At 59.0% G+C, this 23,457-nt stretch carries 32 protein-coding genes; all 32 read left to right on the top strand.

Annotated elements, in window-relative coordinates:
• Positions 1-366: 366 nt before the first annotated feature.
• The 32 genes from DK870_RS24435 to DK870_RS24290 all read left to right on the top strand — a co-directional run bounded on the left by DK870_RS24435 (position 367) and on the right by DK870_RS24290 (position 23,456).
• Positions 367-705, top strand: coding sequence for a phage holin family protein (locus DK870_RS24435; RefSeq protein WP_060753961.1), 339 nt, complete (start codon positions 367-369; stop codon positions 703-705).
• Between the two features lie 22 nt (positions 706-727).
• Complete coding sequence (locus tag DK870_RS24430; RefSeq protein ID WP_161549902.1) at positions 728-1,243, top strand: hypothetical protein; 516 nt, start codon at positions 728-730, stop codon at positions 1,241-1,243.
• A gap of 3 nt (positions 1,244-1,246) precedes the next feature.
• On the top strand, positions 1,247-1,855 hold the full coding sequence (locus DK870_RS24425; protein WP_060753963.1) for a phage baseplate assembly protein V: 609 nt from the start codon (positions 1,247-1,249) through the stop codon (positions 1,853-1,855).
• A 12-nt stretch (positions 1,856-1,867) separates the two neighbouring features.
• Positions 1,868-2,200 (top strand): hypothetical protein, encoded by a 333-nt coding sequence (locus DK870_RS24420; RefSeq protein ID WP_060753964.1) that lies wholly within the window; start codon positions 1,868-1,870, stop codon positions 2,198-2,200.
• Positions 2,197-3,192 (top strand): baseplate J/gp47 family protein, encoded by a 996-nt coding sequence (locus DK870_RS24415; protein WP_060753965.1) that lies wholly within the window; start codon positions 2,197-2,199, stop codon positions 3,190-3,192. Before DK870_RS24420 ends, DK870_RS24415 begins: the two co-directional genes overlap by 4 nt.
• Positions 3,189-3,830, top strand: a complete 642-nt coding sequence (locus DK870_RS24410; RefSeq protein WP_161549900.1) for a phage tail protein I — start codon at positions 3,189-3,191, stop codon at positions 3,828-3,830. The genes DK870_RS24415 and DK870_RS24410 overlap by 4 nt, the downstream gene beginning before the upstream one ends.
• Positions 3,827-4,357 (top strand): hypothetical protein, encoded by a 531-nt coding sequence (locus tag DK870_RS24405; protein WP_104995651.1) that lies wholly within the window; start codon positions 3,827-3,829, stop codon positions 4,355-4,357. The genes DK870_RS24410 and DK870_RS24405 overlap by 4 nt, the downstream gene beginning before the upstream one ends.
• 49 nt (positions 4,358-4,406) lie before the next feature.
• Positions 4,407-5,189, top strand: a complete 783-nt coding sequence (locus DK870_RS24400) for a phage tail protein (protein ID WP_104995652.1) — start codon at positions 4,407-4,409, stop codon at positions 5,187-5,189.
• Positions 5,190-5,191: 2 nt separating this feature from the next.
• Entirely contained in the window at positions 5,192-5,494 is a 303-nt protein-coding gene (locus tag DK870_RS24395; RefSeq protein WP_161549898.1) for a hypothetical protein, read from the top strand.
• Between the two features lie 86 nt (positions 5,495-5,580).
• Positions 5,581-5,754, top strand: a complete 174-nt coding sequence (locus DK870_RS29455) for a hypothetical protein (protein ID WP_162843515.1) — start codon at positions 5,581-5,583, stop codon at positions 5,752-5,754.
• Between the two features lie 2 nt (positions 5,755-5,756).
• Entirely contained in the window at positions 5,757-6,923 is a 1,167-nt protein-coding gene (locus DK870_RS24390; protein ID WP_060753969.1) for a hypothetical protein, read from the top strand.
• Positions 6,923-7,429, top strand: a complete 507-nt coding sequence (locus tag DK870_RS24385) for a phage major tail tube protein (RefSeq protein ID WP_060753970.1) — start codon at positions 6,923-6,925, stop codon at positions 7,427-7,429. The genes DK870_RS24390 and DK870_RS24385 overlap by 1 nt, the downstream gene beginning before the upstream one ends.
• A 50-nt stretch (positions 7,430-7,479) precedes the next feature.
• Entirely contained in the window at positions 7,480-8,052 is a 573-nt protein-coding gene (locus DK870_RS24380) for a phage tail assembly protein (protein ID WP_161549897.1), read from the top strand.
• Complete coding sequence (locus DK870_RS29765) at positions 8,049-8,174, top strand: hypothetical protein (RefSeq protein WP_017844653.1); 126 nt, start codon at positions 8,049-8,051, stop codon at positions 8,172-8,174. Before DK870_RS24380 ends, DK870_RS29765 begins: the two co-directional genes overlap by 4 nt.
• A 5-nt stretch (positions 8,175-8,179) precedes the next feature.
• Positions 8,180-9,844 (top strand): tail tape measure protein, encoded by a 1,665-nt coding sequence (locus DK870_RS29760; RefSeq protein ID WP_256679912.1) that lies wholly within the window; start codon positions 8,180-8,182, stop codon positions 9,842-9,844.
• Entirely contained in the window at positions 9,844-10,227 is a 384-nt protein-coding gene (locus DK870_RS24370; protein ID WP_104995655.1) for a phage tail protein, read from the top strand. Before DK870_RS29760 ends, DK870_RS24370 begins: the two co-directional genes overlap by 1 nt.
• Positions 10,220-10,432 (top strand): tail protein X, encoded by a 213-nt coding sequence (locus DK870_RS24365; protein WP_161549896.1) that lies wholly within the window; start codon positions 10,220-10,222, stop codon positions 10,430-10,432. Before DK870_RS24370 ends, DK870_RS24365 begins: the two co-directional genes overlap by 8 nt.
• A gap of 10 nt (positions 10,433-10,442) precedes the next feature.
• Entirely contained in the window at positions 10,443-11,456 is a 1,014-nt protein-coding gene (locus DK870_RS24360; protein ID WP_104995657.1) for a contractile injection system protein, VgrG/Pvc8 family, read from the top strand.
• Between the two features lie 80 nt (positions 11,457-11,536).
• Positions 11,537-11,728, top strand: a complete 192-nt coding sequence (locus DK870_RS24355; protein ID WP_104996212.1) for a hypothetical protein — start codon at positions 11,537-11,539, stop codon at positions 11,726-11,728.
• An 83-nt stretch (positions 11,729-11,811) separates the two neighbouring features.
• A complete protein-coding gene (locus DK870_RS24350; RefSeq protein WP_104995658.1) occupies positions 11,812-12,303 on the top strand; it encodes a phage tail tube protein in 492 nt (163 codons plus the stop codon).
• Between the two features lie 8 nt (positions 12,304-12,311).
• The gene (locus DK870_RS24345; protein ID WP_104995659.1) at positions 12,312-12,662 is read left to right on the top strand and encodes a phage tail assembly chaperone family protein, TAC; all 351 of its coding nucleotides are present in this window, start codon (positions 12,312-12,314) and stop codon (positions 12,660-12,662) included.
• A 29-nt stretch (positions 12,663-12,691) separates the two neighbouring features.
• Entirely contained in the window at positions 12,692-12,946 is a 255-nt protein-coding gene (locus tag DK870_RS24340) for a hypothetical protein (protein WP_104995660.1), read from the top strand.
• 62 nt (positions 12,947-13,008) lie between these two features.
• A complete protein-coding gene (locus DK870_RS24335) occupies positions 13,009-14,229 on the top strand; it encodes a phage tail tape measure protein (protein WP_161549895.1) in 1,221 nt (406 codons plus the stop codon).
• Between the two features lie 28 nt (positions 14,230-14,257).
• The gene (locus DK870_RS24330) at positions 14,258-14,596 is read left to right on the top strand and encodes a phage tail protein (RefSeq protein WP_104995662.1); all 339 of its coding nucleotides are present in this window, start codon (positions 14,258-14,260) and stop codon (positions 14,594-14,596) included.
• A 60-nt stretch (positions 14,597-14,656) separates the two neighbouring features.
• Entirely contained in the window at positions 14,657-15,340 is a 684-nt protein-coding gene (locus DK870_RS24325) for a phage minor tail protein L (protein ID WP_161549894.1), read from the top strand.
• Positions 15,341-15,342: 2 nt separating this feature from the next.
• Entirely contained in the window at positions 15,343-16,116 is a 774-nt protein-coding gene (locus DK870_RS24320; protein WP_161549893.1) for a C40 family peptidase, read from the top strand.
• Positions 16,117-16,149: 33 nt separating this feature from the next.
• The gene (locus tag DK870_RS24315) at positions 16,150-16,782 is read left to right on the top strand and encodes a tail assembly protein (protein ID WP_104995665.1); all 633 of its coding nucleotides are present in this window, start codon (positions 16,150-16,152) and stop codon (positions 16,780-16,782) included.
• A gap of 14 nt (positions 16,783-16,796) precedes the next feature.
• On the top strand, positions 16,797-17,405 hold the full coding sequence (locus DK870_RS24310) for a tail assembly protein (RefSeq protein WP_104995666.1): 609 nt from the start codon (positions 16,797-16,799) through the stop codon (positions 17,403-17,405).
• Between the two features lie 60 nt (positions 17,406-17,465).
• Positions 17,466-21,329, top strand: a complete 3,864-nt coding sequence (locus DK870_RS24305; protein ID WP_161549892.1) for a phage tail protein — start codon at positions 17,466-17,468, stop codon at positions 21,327-21,329.
• The gene (locus DK870_RS24300) at positions 21,326-21,655 is read left to right on the top strand and encodes a hypothetical protein (RefSeq protein ID WP_161549891.1); all 330 of its coding nucleotides are present in this window, start codon (positions 21,326-21,328) and stop codon (positions 21,653-21,655) included. The genes DK870_RS24305 and DK870_RS24300 overlap by 4 nt, the downstream gene beginning before the upstream one ends.
• On the top strand, positions 21,652-22,335 hold the full coding sequence (locus tag DK870_RS24295; protein WP_161549890.1) for a hypothetical protein: 684 nt from the start codon (positions 21,652-21,654) through the stop codon (positions 22,333-22,335). Before DK870_RS24300 ends, DK870_RS24295 begins: the two co-directional genes overlap by 4 nt.
• 110 nt (positions 22,336-22,445) lie before the next feature.
• The gene (locus DK870_RS24290) at positions 22,446-23,456 is read left to right on the top strand and encodes a pyocin knob domain-containing protein (RefSeq protein WP_161549889.1); all 1,011 of its coding nucleotides are present in this window, start codon (positions 22,446-22,448) and stop codon (positions 23,454-23,456) included.
• Position 23,457 lies beyond the last annotated feature (1 nt).

The following is a 23,457-nucleotide window of genomic DNA, read 5'->3' as shown; positions in this document are numbered from 1 at the left end:
AGGACGCCATCGAAGCGATGGCAGGGATGCCAGGCAACACCGGCAAGGATGCCGACGCTCTTTAGTTTCAACCGGCTTTCTTGACAGGAAGCACAAAACAGGCAGCGATGAACCGGCCTAATAACGGTTCAGAGGGTTGGCAACTGACCCGGGTGTGCAGCGTAAAGCACCAGAAGCAGTTATCCGGCAGACAGGGATCGTGGTCGGAAAAACATTGAGGAAAGAACCGTACCGCGCCAGTAGCGCCGAAAGTTCGAGGACATCATTACTGAAAAGCCCGGGCGACCGGGCTTTTTGGAATGCCTACCTATCGAAGCATGTGTAAATGAAAAACGGACTATCTAGTGCTCAGCCAGGAGGCGTGACATGACAAATGAACAGCAAGCGTTAGCGGAAATGCCTATCTGGCTGGTCATCGTATTGGCAGTGATCGGCGGGGTATCCGGCGAAATGTGGCGTGCAGACAAGGAGGGCGCCCGTGGTTGGTCGCTGATCCGCCGGCTCGCCCTGCGCTCTGGAGCCTGCATGGTGTGCGGGGTTTCGGCGCTGATGCTGTGCTACGCCGCCGGCATGTCGATCTGGACCGCCGGCGCCATTGGGTGCTTGACCGCCATGGCCGGTGCCGATGTTGCCATCGGCCTTTATGAACGGTGGGCAGCCAAGCGCATCGGGATCAATGAAAGTTCCCGCCAGGACCCGCAGTAACCGCTGCAAGGACGCTACTTAAATGACGCTTATTGAAAAGCCATCTCAACTGCCCCAGGCCATCGGCGAGGCGCTGCACGCTGCGTTCCCGAATTTGAAGGTCGGCAGTCATCAGGACTTCCAGGGCGCAGGGGGCGAAACCGGCGTGATGATCACGGTCGAGGGCAACGGCCCGGGCATCCGCTCCCGCGAAGGGCGCAAGGCGCACGCCTTGGCGATTTCGCTCAAGGCCATGGTCGCGCCAGGCGCCTTGCCGTTTGACGCCTGCGACCTGGCCAGCCAGCTCATGGATTTGGTGCTGGATAACCGCTGGAACCTGCCCCAACCACAGTGTGATCTGCCGACGAATATCGTCGCTGCTCCCACGCTGCGGGCTGGCGCAGGGATGGACTATGACATCTGGACGGTTTCTTTCACCCAAACCCTCTATATCGGGCCTGTGTTGCTCAACGATCCCACAGGCCAGCCGCTGTTTGCCTGCACCTGGGACGTCACGAACATTGACGACCCCGCTCAATACAAACCCCTGTCGGAGTAGCCCATGTTCGACGCGCTGTTACGCATGCAACTGGGGCCGATTGTCGAGCGCCTGGCGGAAATGGAAGCCCAGCTCGAAGACCTTTATCGTCGCGCCGAAAGCTTCTGTCGCATCGGCGTGTGCCAGGAGGTCGACGCTGCCAGTCATACCTGCAAGGTCAGCCACGGTGAATTGCTCACCCCGGCCATCCGCTTTTTCAACCCCAGCGCCGGTACGCAGACCGAGACCCGCATCCCGTCCGTGGGTGAACAATGCCTGTTGTTCAACTATGGCGGCGGCGAAGGTGGCGGGCAGTCCGTGGCCTTGTTCGGTTTGAACAGTGATCGCTTCCCGCCGGTTTCGAGCCTGGCGACATTGACCCGGCGGCGCCATCAAGACGGCACCCAAAGCGATTACGACGACGCCAGCCACACCTTCAACTGGGTCAACGGCCCCACCACGTTCAGCGGTTCGCGCGAGCAAGTCGACGTCAAGGTCGGCGCTGCCGGCCTGACCCTCAACGCCCAAGGCATCATCCTGCAAATCGGTGGTACCCGCCTGGTGCTGGATGCCGGCGGCGCGCACTTCAGTGGCCCGCTGGTGGACCACCAAGGTCGGGTCATCAGCCCGTGATAAGGACATCCCATGATCGGCATCGATCGCAACACCGGGGCAGCCGTCGATGACTGGCTGCAATTCGTGCAGCGCGCCACCCGAGCGCTGACCACCCCCCTGGGCACTCGTCAGAAGCGCCCGCTGTACGGCTCGATGATCCCGCAACTGCTGGGCCAGAACCTCGGCGATGACTTGCTGATCCTCGCCCAAAGCCATGCTGCCCAGGCGTTCTACAACACCCAGAACGGCATTGGCGACTTTCAACCCCAGGTCATCGTCGCCACCCGCCAGGGCGCCGGCCTGCTGCTGCGGTTCGCCGGCACCTGGAAAAACCGCCAACAAACCTTCGAGGTCGTGACATGAGCATGCTGATCCCAGGCCAGAACCAACTGGCGGAGCCGGCCATCATTGCGGTGGATGAGTTCGAGCCGCTGCTGGCCGAATTCAAGGCGTTTGTCGTCGACTATGTCGCCACCCGAGCGCCGCAAAGCGCGGCCAAACTCAAGGTCAGCCTCGACAACGAAAGCGAGCTGCTGACCCTGGCCCTGGAAGCGTTTTGCGTGCGCCTGCAGACTCACGAACGCAAATACAACGCCCGCATCAAGCAGATGCTGGCGTGGTGGGCTACCGGCAGTAACCTGGATGCCCGCCTGGCCGACATGGGCCTGGAACGCCAAGTGCTCGACCCGGGCGACCCCGCGGCTTTCCCGCCGGTGCCGCCGACTCTGGAAAGCGACGACGACGCTCGACTGCGCTACTACCTGGCACCCCACGCTCCTGCGGCGGGCTCGCGGATGCAGTATCGCCGCGAGGTCTTCACCCTGGGTGAACGCCCTGCGGTGAAGGTACAAAGTGCGACACCGGGCGTGGTGACCGTCAGCTACACCTTCGACCCGGACGGCTATGCCGCCCAGGTCAAGGACGGCAACGCCCGCCGCACCGCGCCGGGCGAAGTGATGGTCACGGTGCTTTCGCGGGAAGGTGACGGCACGCCATCCACCGATTTGCTCGACGGTGTGCGACGCCATTTCGCACGGCCCGATGTGCGACCGGAGACAGACCTGGTCAGCGTGCAGGGGGCACAGATTCAACCCTACAAAATTCGTGTGGTGGCCAAGATCAATGCAGGCCCTGACTCCGGGCTCACCCAAGTCGCCGCCCAGAAACTGCTGCAAACCTATGCCGACTCCTGCCATCGCCTGGAAGGGCGAGTGGACCCGAGCTGGATCGACTACGCGATCCACAGTGCGGGCGCGGCGCAACTGCAAATCCTCGAACCCTTGCAGCCGATTATCAGCACCGCGTTCCAGGCCCCGTATTGCACGGGCGTTGAGGTGGAGGTGCGCACGCTATGAGTGAGGAACCCAAAGCAAGCCTGTTGCCGGCCAACAGTTCACCGCTGGAAAAAGCCTTGGACCTGGGGTTCGGGCAGTTGCTCGACCGGGTCATGCCGCCGTTTCCGGCGTTGATGAACCCGCTGCAAACCCCCACCCAATTCCTGCCCTACCTGGCGGCCGACCGTGGCGTCAGTGAGTGGGATGCCGACGCCAGCGAAACCGAAAAGCGCCTCACCGTGGCCCTGTCCTGGCAGATCCAGCGCCAGGCGGGCACGCCCAAGGCCTTGAGCTACGCGGTGGAGTCGCTGGGTTTCACCCCCAACATCAGCGCCTGGTATCAACAGCGCCCGCTGGGTGTGCCTTACACCTTCGACGTCCAGGCGATCATCGGGCGCACTTGGTCCAGCGGTGACCATAACCGGCTGATCCGCCGCATCAATGCGGCGCAGAGTGAGCGGGATCGGGCGACGATCACAGTTGTTCATGAGACCGAAGGTCAGCTCGCGCTCACGCAGGTACTCGATGCCCCATTGAGCGACGGTGAGTTGTATCTGGACGGCGCACTGCCGGAATTGGCGCTGGTTGCTCGAATTAACAGTGCAGGGGTCGCCCAGCACTACACCATTAACGACTACGACCTCAGGGCGCAGCCATGACAGATGACATTACGCGCCTGGTGCGCTTCACCTCCAAAGGTTTGGATGAAGTGCTGCAGGCAAAGAACCAGGGCCTGAAAGGCGAAATCACCCACATCGGCGCCGGCACTGGCCGCTACAACCCGGACGGCACGGAAGTAGCCTTGCGGGACGAGCGTCAGCGGGTTGCCATCGTCGATTACGAAGACCTCGGCGACCGCCAACTCAGGATGGCCGCGCTGTTCGATGGCGAGGCCGAGTATGAAATTGGCGAGTTCGGTTTCTACCTCGCCAGCGGGACGTTGCTGGCGGTGTATTCCGTCGCGGGGAAGTTGCTGACGTATAAGGCGGCGGCGGCGCGGGTGCTGCAAAAGTTCACGCTGGATATTTCGCCGTTGCCGGCGGATAGCGTGACGATTGTGGTGGGCAGTGAAAACCTGAATGTGTTGCTGGCCGAAGAGATCGCGATTTTGGCGGCGGCTTCGGTGGACAACATGTCGCGACATGTGGACTTGATGTTCAGGGTTATGCATCTCGAAGCGAAGTAAGAGTGCTTGCAAAAGTGCTGGAAAGACGAAAATTGACAGGGAGTTGATGATGGGAATTGAAGCGACGATTACGAAAGTTGTGGATGCTTGTAACAAACTCACGGATACCGTGACTAATCAGATTGGCAAAATCGATGCGCGTGTTGAGGTCGCATCGGCTCAATTCACGGCATGGCGCAATAGTGTACAGGCCAAGGATATCAATGGCCGTGCGTCTTATACGCAAACGATCGATCTTACGGGGTTGTCCACCAATATCTTTTATCCGGTCTGGTGGCGTATGCCCGGTAACGAAAAAGGGATGTCGGAGATTATTATCTCGAGAAACTACGCTTTGGACGCCAACCTCAATCCGTTCAATAACAATTTCGAGTCACATGTTGCAGGTCTGAACCTTCAGATAGAAGGCTGTGGGATCCCATGGAACGGGGACGCAAATTTCCTGACTATCAAACGAATCTCTCAGACTTATCGGGAGACCGTACGCCGTGCCCAATTCGGGATGCTGTCTTACGTTCGTCCGGTTACCGGGCTGAAGCCAATCTGGCTTAACCAGACCGTAGGTGCATTGGTCTCTTCTCCCCAGGAGTCTGGCTGCTACTTGCGTGGCGGGCTGACGTATATCGTCACCAAAAGCTTTGAAGAGCCTGTGAAGTTCAGTCGTTCAGATGCCGAAGTTGAACTGAGCCAAGCAGTGACGCCTGAGTATGAAATTTCCTGGAAGGTCAAACCTTTCGCCATCACTGCACCCGAGCTCGGAGAAACCTACCCGGAAAGCAGGTTGGCTTACACACTGGATAATGATCTGCGCTACGCGGTGAAGGGAGCATAAACATGGTTGGGTCTATTAAAAAACTGCTGCTTGCCTCCGGTGAAACGCTCATTAATGTTCCGGCGGATCGCCCAACCTTGGTAGCGCTGGGGCTTGACGAAACCCGAGCAGAGGAACTGTGTCAGCAAGCTGAAAACAGCGCGAAATTGGACGTTGTCATCTCTGCACGTCGTACATTGTACGAGACTGAAGCAGACCCCCTTTTCCTTGAGTGGCAATACGACGAAACCCCCGAAAAAGAAAAGGCTTGGCGTGACAAGGTGGCCGAAATCAAGGCCCTTTATCCATTGCCCGAACGTATCTGAACCCACCGCGAAAGCGGTTTTTTTACGCCCGCCCAAAGCCCCTCTCCGCAGGGGCTTTGGCGTTTCTCACCCGGAGAATTCCACTTATGCACAACCGCCAAACCTACACCGTCCTCATCCCATTCCCCACCGGAGGTGGCCATTGGTCCACCGTCGGCGAGGAGTTGGAACTGCTCGACGTCGAAGCATCCGCCCTGCGCACCGCCGGCCGCCTGGAACTGACCAGCGTCCTTAACTCCACCCCCAAGAAGGCTGACTAATCATGGCTGAGGTTTTGAACTTCGAGCATAACGGCATCACCGTGAATGCCACCGAATCCCCCGAGGCCATGGGTGGCCTGGGCGATAACGTTATCGGCCTGGTCGGCACCGCGCCGAACGCCCATGCGTCGATCCCGAAAAACGCCCCGTTCCGTATCAACAGCTTTACCACTCAGGCGCTGCTGGACCCTACCGGTACTGAGTCGGGCACGTTGTTTCACGCGGTGTACCAGATCCTCAAGGTGGTGAAGGTGCCGGTCTATGTGGTGATCGTGGAGGAGGGCGCAACCCCGGCCGACACCGTCAACAATGTGATCGGCGGCAACGACCCCATCACCGGTCGCAAGCTGGGCCTGGCGGCCCTGAGCAGCGTGCCGGAAGACCTGACCATCATCGGCGCGCCTGGCTTTACCGGCACCAAGGCCGTGGCTGGTGAGTTTGCCGCCTTCGGCAAACGCATCAAGGCCCGCGTGGTGCTGGATGGCAAGGATGCGTCCGTCGCCGACCAAGTGACCTACAGCGGTGAATTGGGCGGTGCCGACCTCGGCTTCGACCGTTGCCTGCTGGTACACAACATGCCGTCGGTGTACTCCAAGGCCGCGAAGAAAAACGTGTTCCTGTCGCCATCGTCCCTGGCCATTGCCGCATTGGCCAAGGTCAAGCAATGGGAAAGCCCTGGTAATCAGGTGACCTTCGCCGAAGACGTTTCCCGCGTGGTCGAGTACAACATCCTCGATACCTCGACCGAAGGCGACCTGCTCAACCGTTACGGCGTGAGCTACTACGCCCGCACTATCCTCGGCGGTTTCTCGCTGCTGGGTAACCGTTCCATCACCGGCAAGTTCATCAGCTACGTCGGCCTGGAAGATGCCATCAGCCGCAAGCTGGTCAAGGCCGGCCAGAAAGCCATGGCCAAGAACCTCACCAAGTCCTTCATGGACCAGGAGGTCAAGCGCATCAACGACTGGCTGCAGACCCTGGTCGCCGACGAAACCATCCCTGGCGGCAGCGTTTACCTGCACCCGGAACTCAACAGTGTCGAGAAGTACAAGAACGGCACCTGGTTCATCGTCATCGACTACGGCCGCTACGCGCCGAACGAACACATGATTTATCAACTCAACGCCCGCGATGAAATCATCGAGCAGTTCCTGGAGGACGTTCTCTAATGTTTACCAACCGTGTAAGACAGGCCATTGCGGCCACCCTTCAAGGCCTGCCGTTGTCCGCGACGGTCAACTCCTTCACGCCGCCGAAGATTGATTTCGATATGGAGCCCATGACCGGCGGGCGATTCATCGCCGAGGAAATGGCCAAGAGCGCCAAAGTGCTCAACGCCACGTTGGAGCTGCAGGGTGCAGGCCCGGAAGTCATGCTGGCCCTGGGTGTGCGCCTGGGCGACGACATTCTGCTGAACGTGCGCGAAGCCGGCCAGGATCAGGATGGCAAGACTTACTTCACCTATCACACCGTCGGCGGCAAGCTGAAAAGCCTGGCCGAGACTGCGCTGAAAATGGGCGAGAAGCCCACCACTACCCTGGAGCTGTCCTGCCGCACCTACAACCGCCTGGAAAACGGTATCCCGGTGATCGACATCGACGTACGCACCCAGAAGTTCGTGCTTAACGGTGTCGACATTCTCGGCGACGCCCGCCGCGCCGTGCTGATGCCTTAAACCCAAAGGGGCGGGCCTGCTCGCCCCCTACTTCACCAAGGAATAGCCCCATGGCCTGGATGCCACCCTTGCACCTGCTGCTCTCGCCGATCACTGCCGACACCGGCGCGACGATCGAGCAGATTCAACTCAAGCCACTGTTCTACGCCGCGCAAAAAGACGCGCTGGCCCGGGCCGGTGATGACGAGGACGATCAGTTCTTTGAACTGGCGAAACTCGCCACCGGCCTGTCGGAAAAAGAACTGGACCAACTCAAGCGTCCGGACTACGTAAGCATTGCGCAGTACGTACACGAAATGTCGACGCAGCCTGCGTCGTTCTTCTTGAAAACCCCCGAAAAAACCAGCCACGACCAGCCCGTCCAGCTGCTGTTGCCACTCGATGCCGCAGGTCGCGCCCTGACTGAGCTGGCGCTGGAAATGCCGGCGCTGCGCGCCACCAAGGTGATGAAAAAACTCGCCACCAACAAAGAGCGCGCCGAGTTCATCACCGCTCATTGCACCGGCCTGATGATTCCGGATCTTGCCAACCTGACCGTGCCCGACTGGACGGAATTGCAGGAGCGCATCGACGATTTTTTAAATCAACCGGCGGACTTCTTTCGGAGCGCGACATCGAAGTGATCCTCGATGTGGTGCCGCTGATCTACTCGGTCAATGAGGCGGAGATCCTCGACTGGGACGCCGGCAAAGCATTGCGCCGCTACGACATCGCGATCACCCGCCTTGGCGTTAAACAGGAGTAAGCGGGATGCAAGAGACTCAATCTGGGATGAGGCTCGCCCAGGAAGACAAACGCTGGCTGCTTGACGACGCGGACTTTGGCAGTGTGCTGGCACCGTTTTCCGCCAGCCTTGCAGCGCCAGCAAGCCTGGATGCGGCATCGCGGCCACAACAGGATCCGCAGTCGGTGCTCGCCTCGGCGCTGGTGACCGTCAGCGTGGATATCAACGCTTTGACGTTGGAGCAAGTGCAGTTGCGCGAGGCGTTGCAAACGCTCACCAGCACGTTGTTCATTACCGGTAATACGCTGGCAACCAAAACGGTTGAGGTCAGTAGCGAGCCTGCCAAAAGTCAGCCGAAAGAACCCGCTCCGGCTTCGACCTCCTGGGTGGACAAAGGCCTGCAAGGCGCAACGGATGCCGGTAAGTTTGTCGGCAAAGAACTGCTCACCAGCTTGTGGGATAAAGCCAAGGAACGGGTTTCGGACAAGGCGCTTGATGCCGTGGCTGACAAGTTTCCAACCGCTGCCAAGTGGCTCAAGAAGGACGATAAGGGCAAGGGCAGTAACGCAGGCAAGGAGTGCTGCTGTACGGGGGCTCTGCCTGCCGGGATCCGCGGCCCGCTGGATTCAGCGACCGCTCAGTTGCCTGAACGTGTCGGCGAAACCGCCAGGGACAAAGACAGCGGCAAAGGCAAGCCAAGCGCCAAGGCTAATGCGAAGGGGCCACGCGGCAAGCGTTACAAGACTCGTCAGGCTACCTCAAGGTCGATCAAGACCAGCGTCGTCAGAAAGCGGGCCGATCTCAAGTCGCAACTTACTGGTCTCTCAGCGCCGGTCTCACAGCCGCTCAATGTCATGGGCCAGCCGTTGCGTGCGTTCGACAGCAAACTGGCGAGCCAGGGCTCGAGCCGTCTGCCGGGCAACACATTTGCCTCCTACGCAGCGCCCTCGACGGCACGCTCGACAGCCTTTCTCGCAGCCAACGGCCAGGTGGCCGGGTTGTTGGGGGTATTAGCCAAACCGGAATCGGCCATAGCCGGTCGCCTCGGCCCGCTGAAGGTTGTCGATACCGTCATCGATGGGGGCCAGGGCATACGCAACGGTGGCGCTAAAGCCATCGGCGCCGGCCTCGGTACTGGCGGTGGCGCATTGCTGGGCGCGTCTGCCGGTTCCGCCATCGGCACCCTGACGCGTCTCGAGTCGGCCGCGGCCCGCCGCCTCGGCCCACTGAAGTATGTCGACACCGCCATCGACGTGGTCCAGGGCGTGCGCAACGGTGACGCTAAAGCCGTCGGCGCCGGGCTCAGCACTGCCGGTGGCGCCTGGGCGGGAGCGTCTGCCGGAGCGGCCATCGGCACGATGATTTTCCCCGGTGTCGGAACGGCGGTCGGCGGTGCGATTGGAGGCTTGCTGGGCAGTGAAGCGGGGAGTTGGCTGGGGGATAAATTGTTTGGGCCAAGTGATCGGTTGCCTGCGCCCGGCGTGGTGAGCAAGGAGCTCAACGCGGCGCGTACGGATAACGTGCAGGTCAGTATTGCCCCGAGCATTCAGATCACCGGCGTAAACCCCGCCGATGCCCAGCAGGTCGTCAACCAGGTGATCCAGGCTCTGCAGTTCCAATGCATGCCGATGGTCACCGACTCCCTCGGTGTCCGACGCAACGCGGCATTGACTGATCCAGGAGGTGATTGATGCGACAGCAGATGGTACTCGGCGACTTTATTTTCGGTCTGTCTCGAGGGTTCGCCTATTCGTCGTTGGTTCGTACCAGCGACGGTGGCTGGAGTGACCTGGCGATTATCGCCAGCAAGTCCCAGTCGCGGCAGAGCGGCCAGAAGTTGGAAAAACTCACATTCAGCGGCACAGCCATGTACGCCATCGGCATGCAGCGCCTGGACGAGTTGCGTGCGCTGCAGAACAGGCGGACGCCGTTACCGCTGGTAGATGGTATTGGCCGTAACTGGGGCCTGTGGCGGATCAATTCGCTGATGGAAACCCAGGGCAATGTGATTGACGACGGCACCGCTCTGGTCATGACCTGGAGCCTGGAACTGGAGGAATTCGTCAATGCGTAGAGTACGAAGTATCGCCGGGGATTCGGTCAACCTGCTGCTCTATCGTGAGTTGGGGCGTTGTGATGATGCGGCGGAAGAAACGTTGTGGCGGCTGAATCCCGAGCTTGCCGAACATGGGCCGGTATTGCCGGCCGGTGTCTGGATCATCGTGCCGGAAATGCAGGTACGGCTGCGCGCTGCACGGCCTGTTCTGGCTTGGGATTAAGGAGGCAGGCATGGCCCAGGAATTTACCCCGATTATCGAGTTTTACGGTGCCAATGCGGCGCTGCTCAATCAACGCCTCATGTATTGGAAACACACCGACACCACGGGTATCGAGAGCGACCGGCTGGAGCTGACCCTCAATATCGAAGGCTTGGAGGGCCTGCCCAGCTTGAGCGGCAAGATTGGTTTGCGCGTCGGTTATCGGGAGACGGGGTTGGTGGAAAAGGGCGAGTTCGTCGTTACCCAGCGAACCCCGGTGCTGTTTCCCATGTGCTTGAAGATCGTGGCCACGGCTGCGCCCTTCAGCATGGTGGATGAAAGTGGCTATCGCCAGCGTCGATCCGCCAGCTATGGGCCCACGACCTTGGGTGCGCTGTTCCGTCAGTTGGTCAGCCGCCACGGGTTTTCGCCGCGAGTGGCGCCGGCGCTGGAGGGCATTGCGATTGCCCATATCGATCAGTCCAACGAAAGCGACATGGCCTTCATCACACGTCTCGCCAAGCGCTACAGCGCCATCAGCAAGCCATTCAACGAACTCTATGTGCTGGCCGAGGCCGGGCAGGTCAAGACGTTGTCTGGCCGTGAAATGCTGCCGCAGGTAACGCTCTCTGTGACGCAGGACAACCGCCCCGGCAACCAGTCGTTCATCACCGCGACGCTCGACGAAAAGTCCCGCGCCAAGTATGCGGGCAGCCGCGTCAGTTGGTGGGATGCCGCCAGTGGCAAGCAGCAGGTGGTTCAGGTCGGCGTTGCTCCGTTCAAGACCGTGCGCCAACGCTGTCAGAACGAAGCCGAAGCCCGTGCCGTGGCCGAAGGCGAGCTGCGCCGTGTGGGGCGCGAAGACTTGAAAATGCAGATCGACTGTCCGGGCAACCCCTTGTTGGCTGCCGAAGGGCTTTTGGTACTGGATGAATCCTGGCCCTCGTACATGCAGGGGCGGTGGTCGATTGCCAAGGTGGTCCATGTCGGCGATCCGGTGGCGGGGTATCGCAGTTCGATCTCGGCTGTCGGGTTGTCGTCTTGATGGTCGGGGTTGCGCGTTGTTGATGAATGCCTCCCTCGCTTGCAATACCTAACTGATTTGAAACAGGAATCCAGATGCCGATGAACGACGAAGATTTGGCTGCGATCAACCGCTTGATCGCCGCCCTGCAAACCCAAACCGATGGCCAGGTGGCGCTCAATGCTGCCTTGCGGCTGTTGGCTCAGAGCAACCAGGCGCTGGTCGACCTGATCAAGAGCCGCGAACCGGACCCGAATGCTCCGCCTTATCTGGATGGCAAACCGGCGCCCTGATTGAGCCTCGACCACCGTCATACAACTGTTGCACCCCCACAACCCGCATTGGCGGGTTTTTTATTGTTCATGGAGAACACTCGATGTCGATTCTTACCCAAGGTACCCAGATTTTTGCCCTCGTCCCGCCGGTCTCCGGCACCGGGCCTTACACCGTGCTGGAAATCGAGCACGCCACTTCGTTCGAACCCGGCGGCGCGCCCGCTGAGCAGATCGAAGACACCAGCCTCAACGCCGAAGAGCGCAGCTACAAAAAAGGCTTGCGCACCCCAGGCACCGCGAGCCTGGGCCTGAACGCCGATCCCACCAACGCCAGCCATATTCGCCTGCACCAATTGTCCGAAGCCAAGGGCGACACCGGCGTCAAATGGGCTGTCGGTTGGTCCGACGGCAAGGACGTGCTGCCTACCGTGAACACCAAGGGTGACGGGTTTGAGCTGCCGGCGACGCGCACCTGGTTCACCTTCGACGGCTACGTGTCGGATTTCCCGTTCAACTTTGCGCTGAACGCCGTGGTCACCACCACCGTCACCATCCAACGCACCGGCGGCAGCGCCTGGATCAAGAAAGCCTGAGAGACGCCATGAACCTCAAACAACTCAAAGCCAAGGGCGGCATCGTCGATGGCGTGCCGGTCAAGAAAGAAGTCAGCTGGACGCACCTGGACAGCAAGAGCGGCAAGGAAGTGACAGACACGTTTACCCTGCACATTCGCCGTCAGTCCTTTGGTGTGATCGAGCGCCTGTTTACTCAAGGTGAGTCCGAGCAGAGCCGCAATGCCAGTTACCTCGCCGCGTCGGTATCGCTGGGCAGCGACGGCACTGAAACGCTGAGCTACGACGATGCCTACAGCCTTGAGCCGTCGTTGGGGTTCGTGATCCTCAACGCAGTCAATGAGGTGAATGGCACGGGTGGCGCGTCGGCAAAGAACTGACGGCCGCCGATGAGTTCTGGCACGAGCTGGTGCTGAACGGAGTGGGCGGCCGCACGATTGTCGAAGCCAAGGAACGCATGACCTACCAAGAAGCCCTGGCCTGGGGGCGCTATATCGACCGATATGGCTCCCTGCATGCCGGTAGGCGGCTGGAGGCGGGCAGCGCGTTGGTGGCGCTGCAGACCCACCGGCTGGGCGGCGGCACGGCCGAGTTGATTGACTTCATGCCCCATGAGTTGCGTCGGGGCCTGTCACTCGAACGTGCGATGAACGAGTGGCGTTAAGGACGACGCCATTTTCCTTGAAACCCGCCGAGGCGGGTTTTATCCATGACCCGGAGAAACCTATGGCAACTGCTTACCAGGGTAATCTGACGCTCAACCTCGGCAGCCTGGAGCAGGCCCTGGCGAAGGCGTCACGGATTACCGAACAAAGCATGCGCGAGATGCAGCAGAAGATCGAAGACGCCGGTAAAAAGGTCAGCGCTTCTGCCGCAGCGGCGTTGCAGGTCACTTCCGGCCAGTTCAAGGACTTTCAAAAGTCTTATGACCCGGCTACGGATGCGGCGCAAAGATTTATCCAGAAAAATGCGCAACTGGTGGAGGTGCTCAAGCAGAGCCAGGGCGCGCAGAATGGTTTTGTCGGCTCGTTGGATACGCAGTCGTATACCGAGCGGGCGGGGCTGAAGTTTCCAGGGGGGGGAGCGTACGGGAGTGATCTGCCCAAGCCCTCGGGGGATGAGCAGGTCATGGCCTTTCTGGACGACGAGAAAACCCGGCAGATGAAGAGCAACTTTGCCGAGATGAACCAATTGCTTGATGATTGGCGTCAGGGGGCCTCGGCTGCTTTCGAAGAGTATTCGAACAAGGCTGGTACGGCAGCCGAGCAGTCCAAAGCCGTGTTCACCAGTGCTTTTGAAAAGATGGACACGGCGGTGCAGACGTTCGCGACTACCGGGAAATTCAACTTTTCGGATTTTGCCACGTCCGTGCTCAAAGACATGGCCACAATGGCGGCGAAGACGGCGGCGTCCAGTGCGTTGAGTTCGTTGTTCGGGATAGCCCGCTCAGCGTTTAGTGCCTTGTGGGGCGACAGCACGCCCACCTCGACGACTACCAGCGTCGGTCCTTTCAGCAACACCTTCACTCCCCAACTCAACGCTGCTGGCATTCAATACCATGCAAAAGGGAGCGCATGGAACGCCGGTATCCAGGCGTTTGCCGGCGGTGGCGCCTTTACCAACTCGATTGCCACGGGCCCAACTTTGGCGCCCTTGGCCCTGTTCGGCGAAGCCGGCCCCGAAGCCATCATGCCTTTGAGTCGCGGTTCCGATGGTTCGCTTGGCGTACGCGCATTGGGCTCGGGCCAATCGGGCAGCACCAGCAGTAACCAGGTGGTCATCCAGCAAACCATCAATGTCGCCGACGGCCAAGGTTCAGGCACGGATACCAACGCCCAGAACGTTGCGCGTGCCTACGCGGGCTCCGCCCGTCAGGGCGCCGCCGAGCAGATCGCGCGTGACCTGAAACCGGGCGGGCAAATCTGGTCGGCCATCAACGGCCGCTGACAACCAAAGGCATATGCCTGGAGAACACATGAGTACAGAAACCTTCACCTGGGAGCCCAAAGTCGAGCCTGTCGGCAGCGTTGAATTTCGCCTTAAATCGGCCAAGTTTGGTGACGGCTATCAGCAAACAGCGGCTGACGGAATCAACAACAAGACCGAGTCCTGGCCACTGACGTTCGTCGGCGACGAGGCGCGGATCAGGGCGATTGCGACGTTCCTTGACCGTCATGCCGGTGCCAGGGCGTTCAGTTGGACCGCGCCGTTGGCCTCGCCTGGGCTGTATCGCTGCAAAGGGTATCAACCGACACCGCTGGGCGCCGGGATCTACTCCCTGACAGCGACGTTCGAGCAGGCCTTCCACCCCTAGCGTCTCAAGCGACGCTCCACACCCCGCGATCGGCGGGGTTTTCTTTGCCCGGAGATTTATATGTCCATCACCGCAGATATCCAGACCCTGGAGCCCGGGGCCTGGGTGGAGCTTTTCGAGCTCGATGCCACCGCCCTTGGCGCCGAGTTGTACCGCTTTCACGGTTATCCCCAGGCGTCATCGATCTTCTGGCAGGGCCACGAGTATTCACCCTGGCCGATCCAGGCCGAAGGCTTTGAAATGTCGGGGCAGGGTACACAACCCACGCCAACCCTGGCCGTGGGCAACGTTGGCGGTTTCATTACGGCGCTGGTGCTGTATTTCGAGGATCTCGTGGGGGCGCGGCTGATTCGCCATCGCACCCTGGGCAAGTATCTCGACGGCCAGCCCGAAGCAGACCCCGAAGAGGAGTTGCCGCCGGACATCTGGTACGTCGAGCGCAAGGTCGCGGAAAGCAATGAGACCGTGAAGTTCGAGCTGGCCAGTGCGCTGGACTTCAACGGTGTACAACTGCCGCGCCGGCAGATCGTCGCCAACGTGTGTTGGTGGCTCAGCTGCGGCGGCTATCGTGGCCCCTATTGCGGCTACAACGGCGGGCCGGTGGCGGATACCAATGACGTGATCGTCACGGATGCCGCCAAGGATAAGTGCGGTGGGCGGTTGACCAGTTGCAAGCTGCGTTTCGGCGAGAACAATCCACTGCCTTACGGTTCCTTTCCGGCAGCGGGCCTGTTGCGGAGCTGAACATGAACAAGATCAACCTGGCGGCGATCTCCCGGCATGCCGTGGCCGACTACCCGCATGAGTGCTGCGGCCTGCTGATTCGTGAAGGGCGCAAGCGTGTGTATGTGCCGTGTCGCAACACGGCGAGTACCCCGAGCGAACACTTTCGACTCGCGCCCGAAGACTACGCCGCCGCCGAAGAGCGCGGCGAAATCCTCGCAGTGGTGCACAGCCATCCGGATTGCCCGGCGACGCCCAGTGAAGCGGACCGCGTGGCGTGCGAAGCCTCCGGGTTGCCTTGGCACATTGTCGAAGTACGCGCCGGTGACGATGGGCAGGTCCGCATCGGGGAGTGGGCCAGTTGTACACCGAACGGTTACCAGGCACCCCTGATCGGTCGTGCTTTTGCCCACGGTGTGCATGACTGCCTGAGCATCATCCTTGACTACTACCGCCGCGAGTTGGGCATCGAGCTGGGTGACTATCAGCGCGAGGACGGCTGGTGGGACAAAGGCGGCAATCTCTATCTGGACAACCTGCCTGCCGCCGGCTTTATCCAGGTCAGCCAGTTGCAGCAGGGTGACATCGTGCTGATGCAGATTCGCTCGCCAGTACCGAACCACGCCGCGATCTACCTGGCTGACGGTGTGCTGCAAAGCGAGCCCGAACATTACCCGGCGCCAGGCTCGATCCTGCATCACCTCTATGGTCGCGACAGCAAGCGCGACACCTATGGTGGCTATTGGGGCGAGGTAACGGTCAGCATTTGGCGCCATCGTCAGCGGTTAAAACACTAATCACAGGGGCGTTTCATTCGCCTGGAGGATGCCATGCATCAAGAAAAAGTCAGGACGGTGCGCCTCTACGGCAGCCTGGGCGCCAGTTTCGGGCGCGTGCATCGATTGGCGGTCAGAAACGCATCGGAGGCCATTCATGCGTTATGCATTCTGGTGCCGGGGTTTGAGCGTTTCCTGATGGAGTCCAAGGATCTGGGGGTGACTTATTCGATCTTCCTGGGCCGGGAAAATATCGGTCCCGATCGTCTCAAGGCACCTTCCGGCGCGTCGGATATCCGCATCGCACCCGTGCTGATGGGCAGCAAGCGCGCGGGGTCGATGCAGACCATTATCGGGGTCGCGTTGATTGTGGCCGCGTCCTACTTCTCGGGCGGCCTTGCGGCGTCCAATGGTACTTCGACATTGATCGGTGCTACGTCCACCACCGGCTGGACCTTCGCCGCGAACATCGGCATTTCCATGGCCATGGGCGGCGCCATGCAGTTGATGTCCCCGATGCCCAAGGGCCTGGGCACCATGGATCGCCCGGAAAACCGGCCCAGTTACAGCTTCAACGGCCCCGTGAATACCAGCATCCAAGGCAGCCCCGTGGGTTTGTTGTATGGCGAGCTGACGGTGGGCAGTGCGGTCGTGAGTGCTGGGATCTATGCGCAGGATCAGCTATGACCAGGAGAGCAATCATGGCCGCTACAGTCGAACAACACACGATGCGAACGGTCTTGTTATCAGGTTCGCTCGCCAGGCTTTTCGGTCGAGAGCATCGCGTGACCACCTCCGGCGGTTTCAGGGATGTGATGGGCTATTTCAAGCAGTTTCCCGGCTTTGAACGCTACATGCTGCAGAGCGCGGACAAAGGGCTGCGTTTCGCCGTATTCAATGGCAAGCGCAACATCGCAGAGGATGATATCCAGAAGCCGCTCGGCAAGGACGTGATCCGTATCGCTCCTGTGTTGACCGGCTCAAAGCGTGCCGGTGGGTTGCAGACCATCATTGGTGCCGTGCTGATCGCCGTGGCGTATTACAACCCGTTTGGTTTTATCACCGGTCCCGCCGCCAGCATGATGATGATGGCAGGCGCGTCCATGGCGATGGGCGGCGTCATGCAAATGTTGTCGCCGCCGCCCAAAGGGCTTTCAGCCCAGGACAGTCCCGACAACCGCCCGAGCTACAGCTTCAACGGCCCGGTCAACACCAACGCTCAGGGCAATCCGGTTGGCCTGCTCTACGGGCAGTTGATCGTCGGGAGCTGCGTGATCAGCGCCGGGATCTACGCCCAAGATCAACTCTAACGTTCTTCCTCTTCAACCAGCCCGCCACTGTGCGGGCTTTATTTCGCCTGAAGGAAAGCCATGACTGACTTCACTCTCGCTGGCAGCAAAGGCGGCGCTTCCAAGCCCCGTCCCTCCGTGGAGGCGCCAGACAGCCTGCAAAGTACGGCCTATGCCCGTATCCTCGATCTCGTCAGCGAAGGCGAGATTGTCGGTTTGAAAAACGATAAGCGCTCGGTGTTCCTCGACGAGACGCCACTGGCCAACGCCGATGGCAGCCTCAACTTCAGTGGCGTGACCCTCCATACGCGCAACGGTAGCCAGGACCAGACTCATATCCCGGGTTTCCCCGCGGTGGAGAACGAAAGCCCGGTATCCATTGAGCTGCACAGCGATCAGCCCTGGACCAAGTCCTATTCCAACCTGCAACTGTCGGCGGTGCGTGTGCGCCTGGCGGTCACGCGGCTTTCGCAGACCAACACCAGTAACGGCGATACCAACGGCTACACCGTGCAGTACGCTATCGATCTGTCTACCGATGGCGGCGCCTTCGTGCAGGTTCTGGCGGCGGCGTTCAGCGGCAAGACCACCACCAAATACGAGCGCTCCCACCGCGTTGACCTGCCGCCCGCCAAGAGTGGTTGGACCCTGCGCGTGCGCCGAATCACGCCGAACTCCACCAGCGGTGCGATTGCCGATACCACCACTGTGGAATCCTCCACCGAAGTGATTGACGCCAAACTGCGCTACCCGGGCTCGGCGCTGATCGGCCTGCAATTTGATGCCGCACAATTTCAATCGATCCCGTCACGCTCTTTCGAACTGCGCGGCCGGATCATCAAGGTTCCGAGCAACTATGATCCACAAACCCGCGTATATGCCGGTGTGTGGGACGGCACCTTCAAATCCGCCTGGACCGACAACCCGGCCTGGATCTACTACGACCTGCTGCTGCACCAGCGTTATGGCCTCGGCCACCTGCTCAACGCCGGCCAAGTGGATAAATGGGAGCTGTACCGCATCGGCCAGTACTGCGACCAACCGGTGTCCGACGGCAAGGGCGGTACCGAACCGCGTTTCACCTGCAACCTGTACCTGTCAGTGCGTGCCGATGCATTGAAGGTCCTGCAGGACTTGGCGACTACGTTCCGAGGCATGTCCTATTGGGGCGCAGGCTCGGTCATGGCGGTGGCGGACATGCCGGAAGACCCGGTCTACACCTATTCCAATGCTAACGTGATCGGCGGTCAGTTCATCTACGGTGGTTCAGCGAAAAAGACCCGCTACACCGTGGCACTGGTCAGCTGGAACGACCCGACGGATTTCTATCGGCAGAAAGTGCAATACGTCGACGACGCCGACGGCATCGCCCGTTATGGCATCCAGCAAACCGAAATCAGCGCCACCGGTTGCACGTCGCAGGCCCAGGCCCAGCGCATCGGCAAATGGGCATTGCTGACCAATCGCCTGGAAACCGAGAGCGTGACGTTCTCGGTCGGCCTCGACGGCACATTGGCCCGCCCTGGGCAGATCATCCGCGTGGCTGACAACGATCGCGCCGGCCGCCGCATTGGTGGGCGCCTGCGTGATGCGACGCTCGACACCTTGACCCTGGACGCCGAAGTCACAGCGGCTGCAGGCGATACCATCACTCTGGTGATGCCCAACGGCAAGGCGGTTTCCCGAGTGGTCAAAGCCGTCAGCGCCAGCAGCGCGGATGAGCAACAGGTCGTGCTGCAAACCCGGCTCGACGCTCTGCCTCCGGCCCAATCGATCTGGGCAATCGACTCCGCGACCCTGGCGTTGCAACAGTTTCGCGTGCTGTCGATTTCCGAAGATTTTTCGGATAACGAAATCAAATACAGCCTCAGCGCGGTCAAGCACGTGCCGAGCAAATTCACCGCCATCGACAACGGCGCCAAAATCGACAGCCCGCCGATCACGGTGATTCCGCCCAGCGTGCAAGCAGCGCCCACGGGGGTGAAGGTCAGTAACGACCATTTTGTCGAGCAGGGCAGTGCGGTCAACGTGATGACCATCGAATGGCAGCGCCCTGCCAATGCCATCGCCTTCGAAGTTTACTGGCGTAAAAACGACGGCGAGTGGATCTACGCCGGGCGCACCGGCGGCACCTCGATTGAAGTTTCCGGTATTTACGCCGGGCGTTATGTGGCCAAGGTGCGGGCGATCAACGCGCTGGATATCGGCTCGTTGTACAGCGAATCGATCGAGACCGTGCTCAACGGCAAAACCACCTTGCCGCCAACCGTCGCAGCGTTGACCACCGAGTCGTTGGTGTTTGCGATCAAGGTGAAGTGGCAGATTCCGCAAGACGTGAGTACAGCGGATTTGCAGCGCACGGAGATCTGGTATGGGAAGACTGCGGATCTGGCGTTGGCGACCAAGTTGGGGGATTACGCGTATCCGCAGACGGATCTGACGTTGATGGGGTTGGGCGCGGGTACTTCGTTGTTTTTCTGGGCTCGGTTGGTGGATCGCACGGGGAATATTGGGCCGTGGTTTCCGACGGGTGCAGGTGTCAACGGGCAAGCCAGCTCTGATGCTTCCCCCATCCTGGATTTGATTGCTGGGCAAATCAGTGAGACGGAGCTGGGCAAGCACCTGTTGGATCGCATCGAGTTGATCGATGGGCCGGGAGCAGGTTCAGTCAACGAGCGTCTGGATAAGACCCGCAAAGAGCTGCAAGCGTTGGTCGATCAAGTGACGGATGCATTGCTGTATGACACAACCAAGGCTTACGCCAGCGGTGAGTTTGTTCGTCAAGGCAATCATCTCTACCAGGCGCTTCAGGCCGTGCCCGTAGGCAGTCCGCCGCCGAATACGATCTATTGGCTGGACATAGGCTCTCTGGTGCAAACCACCAACGCCTTGGCGCTGCAGATTCAACAGAATAAAACCGCGATTGAAACGGTGGACGGCAAACTCACCGCCCAAGCCTCGCAACTCAACAGCGTGCGCGCCAAGGTGGATGATCCGGTCAGTGGTTTGACCGCCACGTCCACCGCATTGAACGGTTTGAAAAGCCAGGTCACCACTTTGGATGGCAAGGTCACCAGCACTTCGGAGAAAAGCGATGGGGTATATGCCCAGGTTAATCCGAAGATGGCGGGTGATGACGAGAAGTCTTTTGCCGGTGATGACACTTCCCTGGCAGGCGCCTGGTCGGTGATGTCGGCGATTGCCGAAGGTGATATTGCCCAGGCGCTGAAGACGGATGCTTTGGAGGTGAAGGTTAATCAGAACCGGGCGAGTATCACTAATGTGGACAGTGCGTCGGCTTCGAGAGACGAAGCACTTGCCCAGCGGGTTACGCGGTTGGATACGAAGTTCAATGACAATGTTTCTTTGATTGAAACCCAATTGAAAACGTTGGCTGGAGTGGATGGAGCTCTTGCGCAGAGTATCGAAACAGTCAAGACCACAGTTAACCAGCAGTCGGTCAGTGTTCAAACCAACGCTTCGGCTATTGCGGATACTAATGGCAAGTTGGCGGCGAATTGGTCTGTGCGGATGGAGATTGCGACGGGAGGGGGATACAAATATGCAGGCGTGGGTTTGGGACTTGAAACGGGCACCAGTGGAGTAGTCGAAAGCCAGTTTTTGATTTCTGCGGATAAGTTTGCAATTTATAACGAAAAAGTAAAGGGCGGTCGCTCCGTTCCTTTTGCAGTCGAAAATGGCGCCACTTATATTGATTCCGCATTTATTAAAAATGGGACGATTACAAACGCTAAAATTGGCGAAACTATTCAATCTAATGCATTGGGTGCTAACGGCAAACCGGTATGGGTTTTAGATAAGTCTGGCTTATTTGAGCTTAATAGCTCAGGGGCGGGTGGCCGTCGTGAAGTTCGTCCCAATGTCGACAAAATTTACGACGCAGATGGAAATCTCAGAATAAAAATTGGAGATTTGAATGCATGACGCAGGGTATTAGATTTTACGATTCTAATGGGGCTGAATATTTAGGTCTCGACTCAAACACGATGAGGGCTGTGTCTCTCATACAAGGAAAAGGTTTGCCTGTTGACGGGCCTGTCATACCTTTACCAAGGTTTGATCCTCTTAAAGGCGTTGTCATGGTCGAGGCATACGGAATCGAGCAAACAGTTATGCCGGGTTACTCGATAGTCGGTGTGTATCCCGAAGCAGCCATAAAATTCGAAGTTTTGGATGCGCAATGGGTGGCTAGCTTTGGCGGCCAATTTGCAAATCAGGAATATTCTATCATGGCGGTACACTATAAATGAGTTATGGGATATTGTGTGTTGGCAATAAGGATCAGACGATAATTGATGATGAGAACTCATTGTTGCATGTCATGTCGTCAGGCTCTTATGCCGCAGCTTCGCCTAACATTAAAGGCTGCTGGATCTATGTGAATTATAACTCGGCGATTAATTCGCCTAGACCCCCGTTGGTATTTATATCTCCGGATGGGGCGGGTGTATATTTTCCGATAGTTCATGCGGGAAGTGCAGGGGCATGGACGGGTTTTTCAGTTTATTTTGCAGGTGATTATCCTACGGTCGGTCTTGCGTATTCTGGAAGATACTGTGCTTGTGTAGCTCACCCACCTGCTACCGGCGGTTATGGAATGCAGGTTTTTGATAAGGGCGGGCAAGTCGTATTCGATAGTAATTATAAAGTTATGAGGTTTGTTGGTGGTGTTCAAGATTGGGTGTCTAGCTATTATGTGGACATGAGCTTTGTGTTCCGGGTGTGGGTGTATAGCCTTGCTTGGACATATGGTAAGGACTCATATTTTTTGATGAATATGTACAGGCAGGACTTTCTGTCGGGCATGAGTTTGTCGTCGGTGAGTGTTGGGTTTCCAGACGTGTCTAGAGCAACTATTGAGTTATCAATAGTTACAGGGAAAGTCAGCGCGCCAAAGTTAAATTGGCCTTTGCTTGTTGGTGTTCCTTAAGCCTTATTTTAATGAGAGCACTGAGTTTGAGGGTTGTCAAAGCAAGTGATTGTTTCGCGTTTTTTTGAAGTGTTACGACAGGAGGATGTATGGCTAGGCAGGAAATAGATTTGGGCACGCGTCCCGCCGGAGTTGGCGGAGACACGCCTCGCAGCGCCAACGTAAAAATCAACGCCATGACGCAGGAACTCTACAGCCGCGTCGAAGCACTCGGCACCGCTGCGACCGCCACGCTGACCACGGGACCTGACGACCACACAGTAGGTCGTGTCGTACGGGTCGGCGATTTTGGTGTGGGTGGCTACAATATGCTTGCTCAAGCCGATCTGGATGTCGTTCGCTCGGTGGGTACCTACTACTCGGTTTCGGGTCTGCATACGCCAACAGGTGTGAACGGCTGGTTGACCGTCAACGAGGCAGGAATCGGCTACACGATGCAGGAGTACGTCGTTGTTACCGACGGCTCCAAGTGGGTCAGGGTCGAAGTCCTGGGCGTGTGGCAACCCTGGCAAAAGGTCCTGACAGACGGACCAGGCCTGGCTGCCAGCCAACAGCGTCTGGGCCTTAAATCACGCGCGTTCCAGGCTGATGGTGAACGCCTGGTCGGGCAGAACATCACGGAGGCGGGCAAGGTCAACGGCTCACTGGTCTCCTCGCTGACCGTTCATACCACCATGCCCTATACCGAGACCGAATCGCCGCTGATTCGTTGTATAGGCTGCATCAACGGCTACACCAGTCCCTTTACCTTGGATCTCTCCTGGTATTACTACCAAGGGGCGTTTAACACCGGCGTTGCATTGTTGAACTCAGCTTCTTCGAGCATCGGCAACCTGCAGGGTGGACCGGCGTTGAAGGTCAGCGTTTACCGGCGTCCGGAGACAGGCCTGATGTCCATCTATATCGGTTTTCCCGGAAAGGTCTACCTGCCGCGTTTTGCCATGTACTCGATCCAGACCGGTGCGCTTGAGGTGTCTACGGCTTATATGTCCGGCTGGACCACAGTAGCCGATATAGCACCGCCCACCGCCAGTATGAATATGGGCGCGCTGACAGTCATCAGTACCTTGAATACCGCCAACTGCGCAAGGCAGGCCGATGGCACGATAAAGGCGATTTGAA

It is taken from the genome of Pseudomonas sp. Q1 (assembly GCF_009935975.1).
GTDB lineage: Bacteria > Pseudomonadota > Gammaproteobacteria > Pseudomonadales > Pseudomonadaceae > Aquipseudomonas > Aquipseudomonas palleroniana.
Note: the sequence above shows the minus strand (reverse complement) of the source record. Positions and strands in the feature narration are given on the sequence as shown.

Excerpts from the sequence above, each read along its gene's own strand:
- DK870_RS24435 (WP_060753961.1), top strand. The coding sequence starts at position 367 with ATGACAAATGAACAGCAAGCGTTAGCGGAAATGCCTATCTGGCTGGTC.
- DK870_RS29760 (WP_256679912.1), top strand. The coding sequence starts at position 8,180 with ATGCAAGAGACTCAATCTGGGATGAGGCTCGCCCAGGAAGACAAACGC.
- DK870_RS24295 (WP_161549890.1), top strand. The coding sequence starts at position 21,652 with ATGAGTTATGGGATATTGTGTGTTGGCAATAAGGATCAGACGATAATT.
- DK870_RS24330 (WP_104995662.1), top strand. The coding sequence starts at position 14,258 with ATGAGTACAGAAACCTTCACCTGGGAGCCCAAAGTCGAGCCTGTCGGC.
- DK870_RS24320 (WP_161549893.1), top strand. The coding sequence starts at position 15,343 with ATGAACAAGATCAACCTGGCGGCGATCTCCCGGCATGCCGTGGCCGAC.
- DK870_RS24425 (WP_060753963.1), top strand. The coding sequence starts at position 1,247 with ATGTTCGACGCGCTGTTACGCATGCAACTGGGGCCGATTGTCGAGCGC.
- DK870_RS24430 (WP_161549902.1), top strand. The coding sequence starts at position 728 with ATGACGCTTATTGAAAAGCCATCTCAACTGCCCCAGGCCATCGGCGAG.
- DK870_RS24350 (WP_104995658.1), top strand. The coding sequence starts at position 11,812 with ATGTCGATTCTTACCCAAGGTACCCAGATTTTTGCCCTCGTCCCGCCG.
- DK870_RS24315 (WP_104995665.1), top strand. The coding sequence starts at position 16,150 with ATGCATCAAGAAAAAGTCAGGACGGTGCGCCTCTACGGCAGCCTGGGC.
- DK870_RS24305 (WP_161549892.1), top strand. The coding sequence starts at position 17,466 with ATGACTGACTTCACTCTCGCTGGCAGCAAAGGCGGCGCTTCCAAGCCC.
- DK870_RS24390 (WP_060753969.1), top strand. The coding sequence starts at position 5,757 with ATGGCTGAGGTTTTGAACTTCGAGCATAACGGCATCACCGTGAATGCC.
- DK870_RS24400 (WP_104995652.1), top strand. The coding sequence starts at position 4,407 with ATGGGAATTGAAGCGACGATTACGAAAGTTGTGGATGCTTGTAACAAA.
- DK870_RS24395 (WP_161549898.1), top strand. The coding sequence starts at position 5,192 with ATGGTTGGGTCTATTAAAAAACTGCTGCTTGCCTCCGGTGAAACGCTC.
- DK870_RS24300 (WP_161549891.1), top strand. The coding sequence starts at position 21,326 with ATGACGCAGGGTATTAGATTTTACGATTCTAATGGGGCTGAATATTTA.
- DK870_RS24365 (WP_161549896.1), top strand. The coding sequence starts at position 10,220 with ATGCGTAGAGTACGAAGTATCGCCGGGGATTCGGTCAACCTGCTGCTC.
- DK870_RS24310 (WP_104995666.1), top strand. The coding sequence starts at position 16,797 with ATGGCCGCTACAGTCGAACAACACACGATGCGAACGGTCTTGTTATCA.
- DK870_RS24325 (WP_161549894.1), top strand. The coding sequence starts at position 14,657 with ATGTCCATCACCGCAGATATCCAGACCCTGGAGCCCGGGGCCTGGGTG.
- DK870_RS29455 (WP_162843515.1), top strand. The coding sequence starts at position 5,581 with ATGCACAACCGCCAAACCTACACCGTCCTCATCCCATTCCCCACCGGA.
- DK870_RS24420 (WP_060753964.1), top strand. The coding sequence starts at position 1,868 with ATGATCGGCATCGATCGCAACACCGGGGCAGCCGTCGATGACTGGCTG.
- DK870_RS24410 (WP_161549900.1), top strand. The coding sequence starts at position 3,189 with ATGAGTGAGGAACCCAAAGCAAGCCTGTTGCCGGCCAACAGTTCACCG.
- DK870_RS24335 (WP_161549895.1), top strand. The coding sequence starts at position 13,009 with ATGGCAACTGCTTACCAGGGTAATCTGACGCTCAACCTCGGCAGCCTG.
- DK870_RS24345 (WP_104995659.1), top strand. The coding sequence starts at position 12,312 with ATGAACCTCAAACAACTCAAAGCCAAGGGCGGCATCGTCGATGGCGTG.
- DK870_RS24380 (WP_161549897.1), top strand. The coding sequence starts at position 7,480 with ATGGCCTGGATGCCACCCTTGCACCTGCTGCTCTCGCCGATCACTGCC.
- DK870_RS24370 (WP_104995655.1), top strand. The coding sequence starts at position 9,844 with ATGCGACAGCAGATGGTACTCGGCGACTTTATTTTCGGTCTGTCTCGA.
- DK870_RS24355 (WP_104996212.1), top strand. The coding sequence starts at position 11,537 with ATGAACGACGAAGATTTGGCTGCGATCAACCGCTTGATCGCCGCCCTG.
- DK870_RS24360 (WP_104995657.1), top strand. The coding sequence starts at position 10,443 with ATGGCCCAGGAATTTACCCCGATTATCGAGTTTTACGGTGCCAATGCG.
- DK870_RS24415 (WP_060753965.1), top strand. The coding sequence starts at position 2,197 with ATGAGCATGCTGATCCCAGGCCAGAACCAACTGGCGGAGCCGGCCATC.
- DK870_RS24405 (WP_104995651.1), top strand. The coding sequence starts at position 3,827 with ATGACAGATGACATTACGCGCCTGGTGCGCTTCACCTCCAAAGGTTTG.
- DK870_RS24385 (WP_060753970.1), top strand. The coding sequence starts at position 6,923 with ATGTTTACCAACCGTGTAAGACAGGCCATTGCGGCCACCCTTCAAGGC.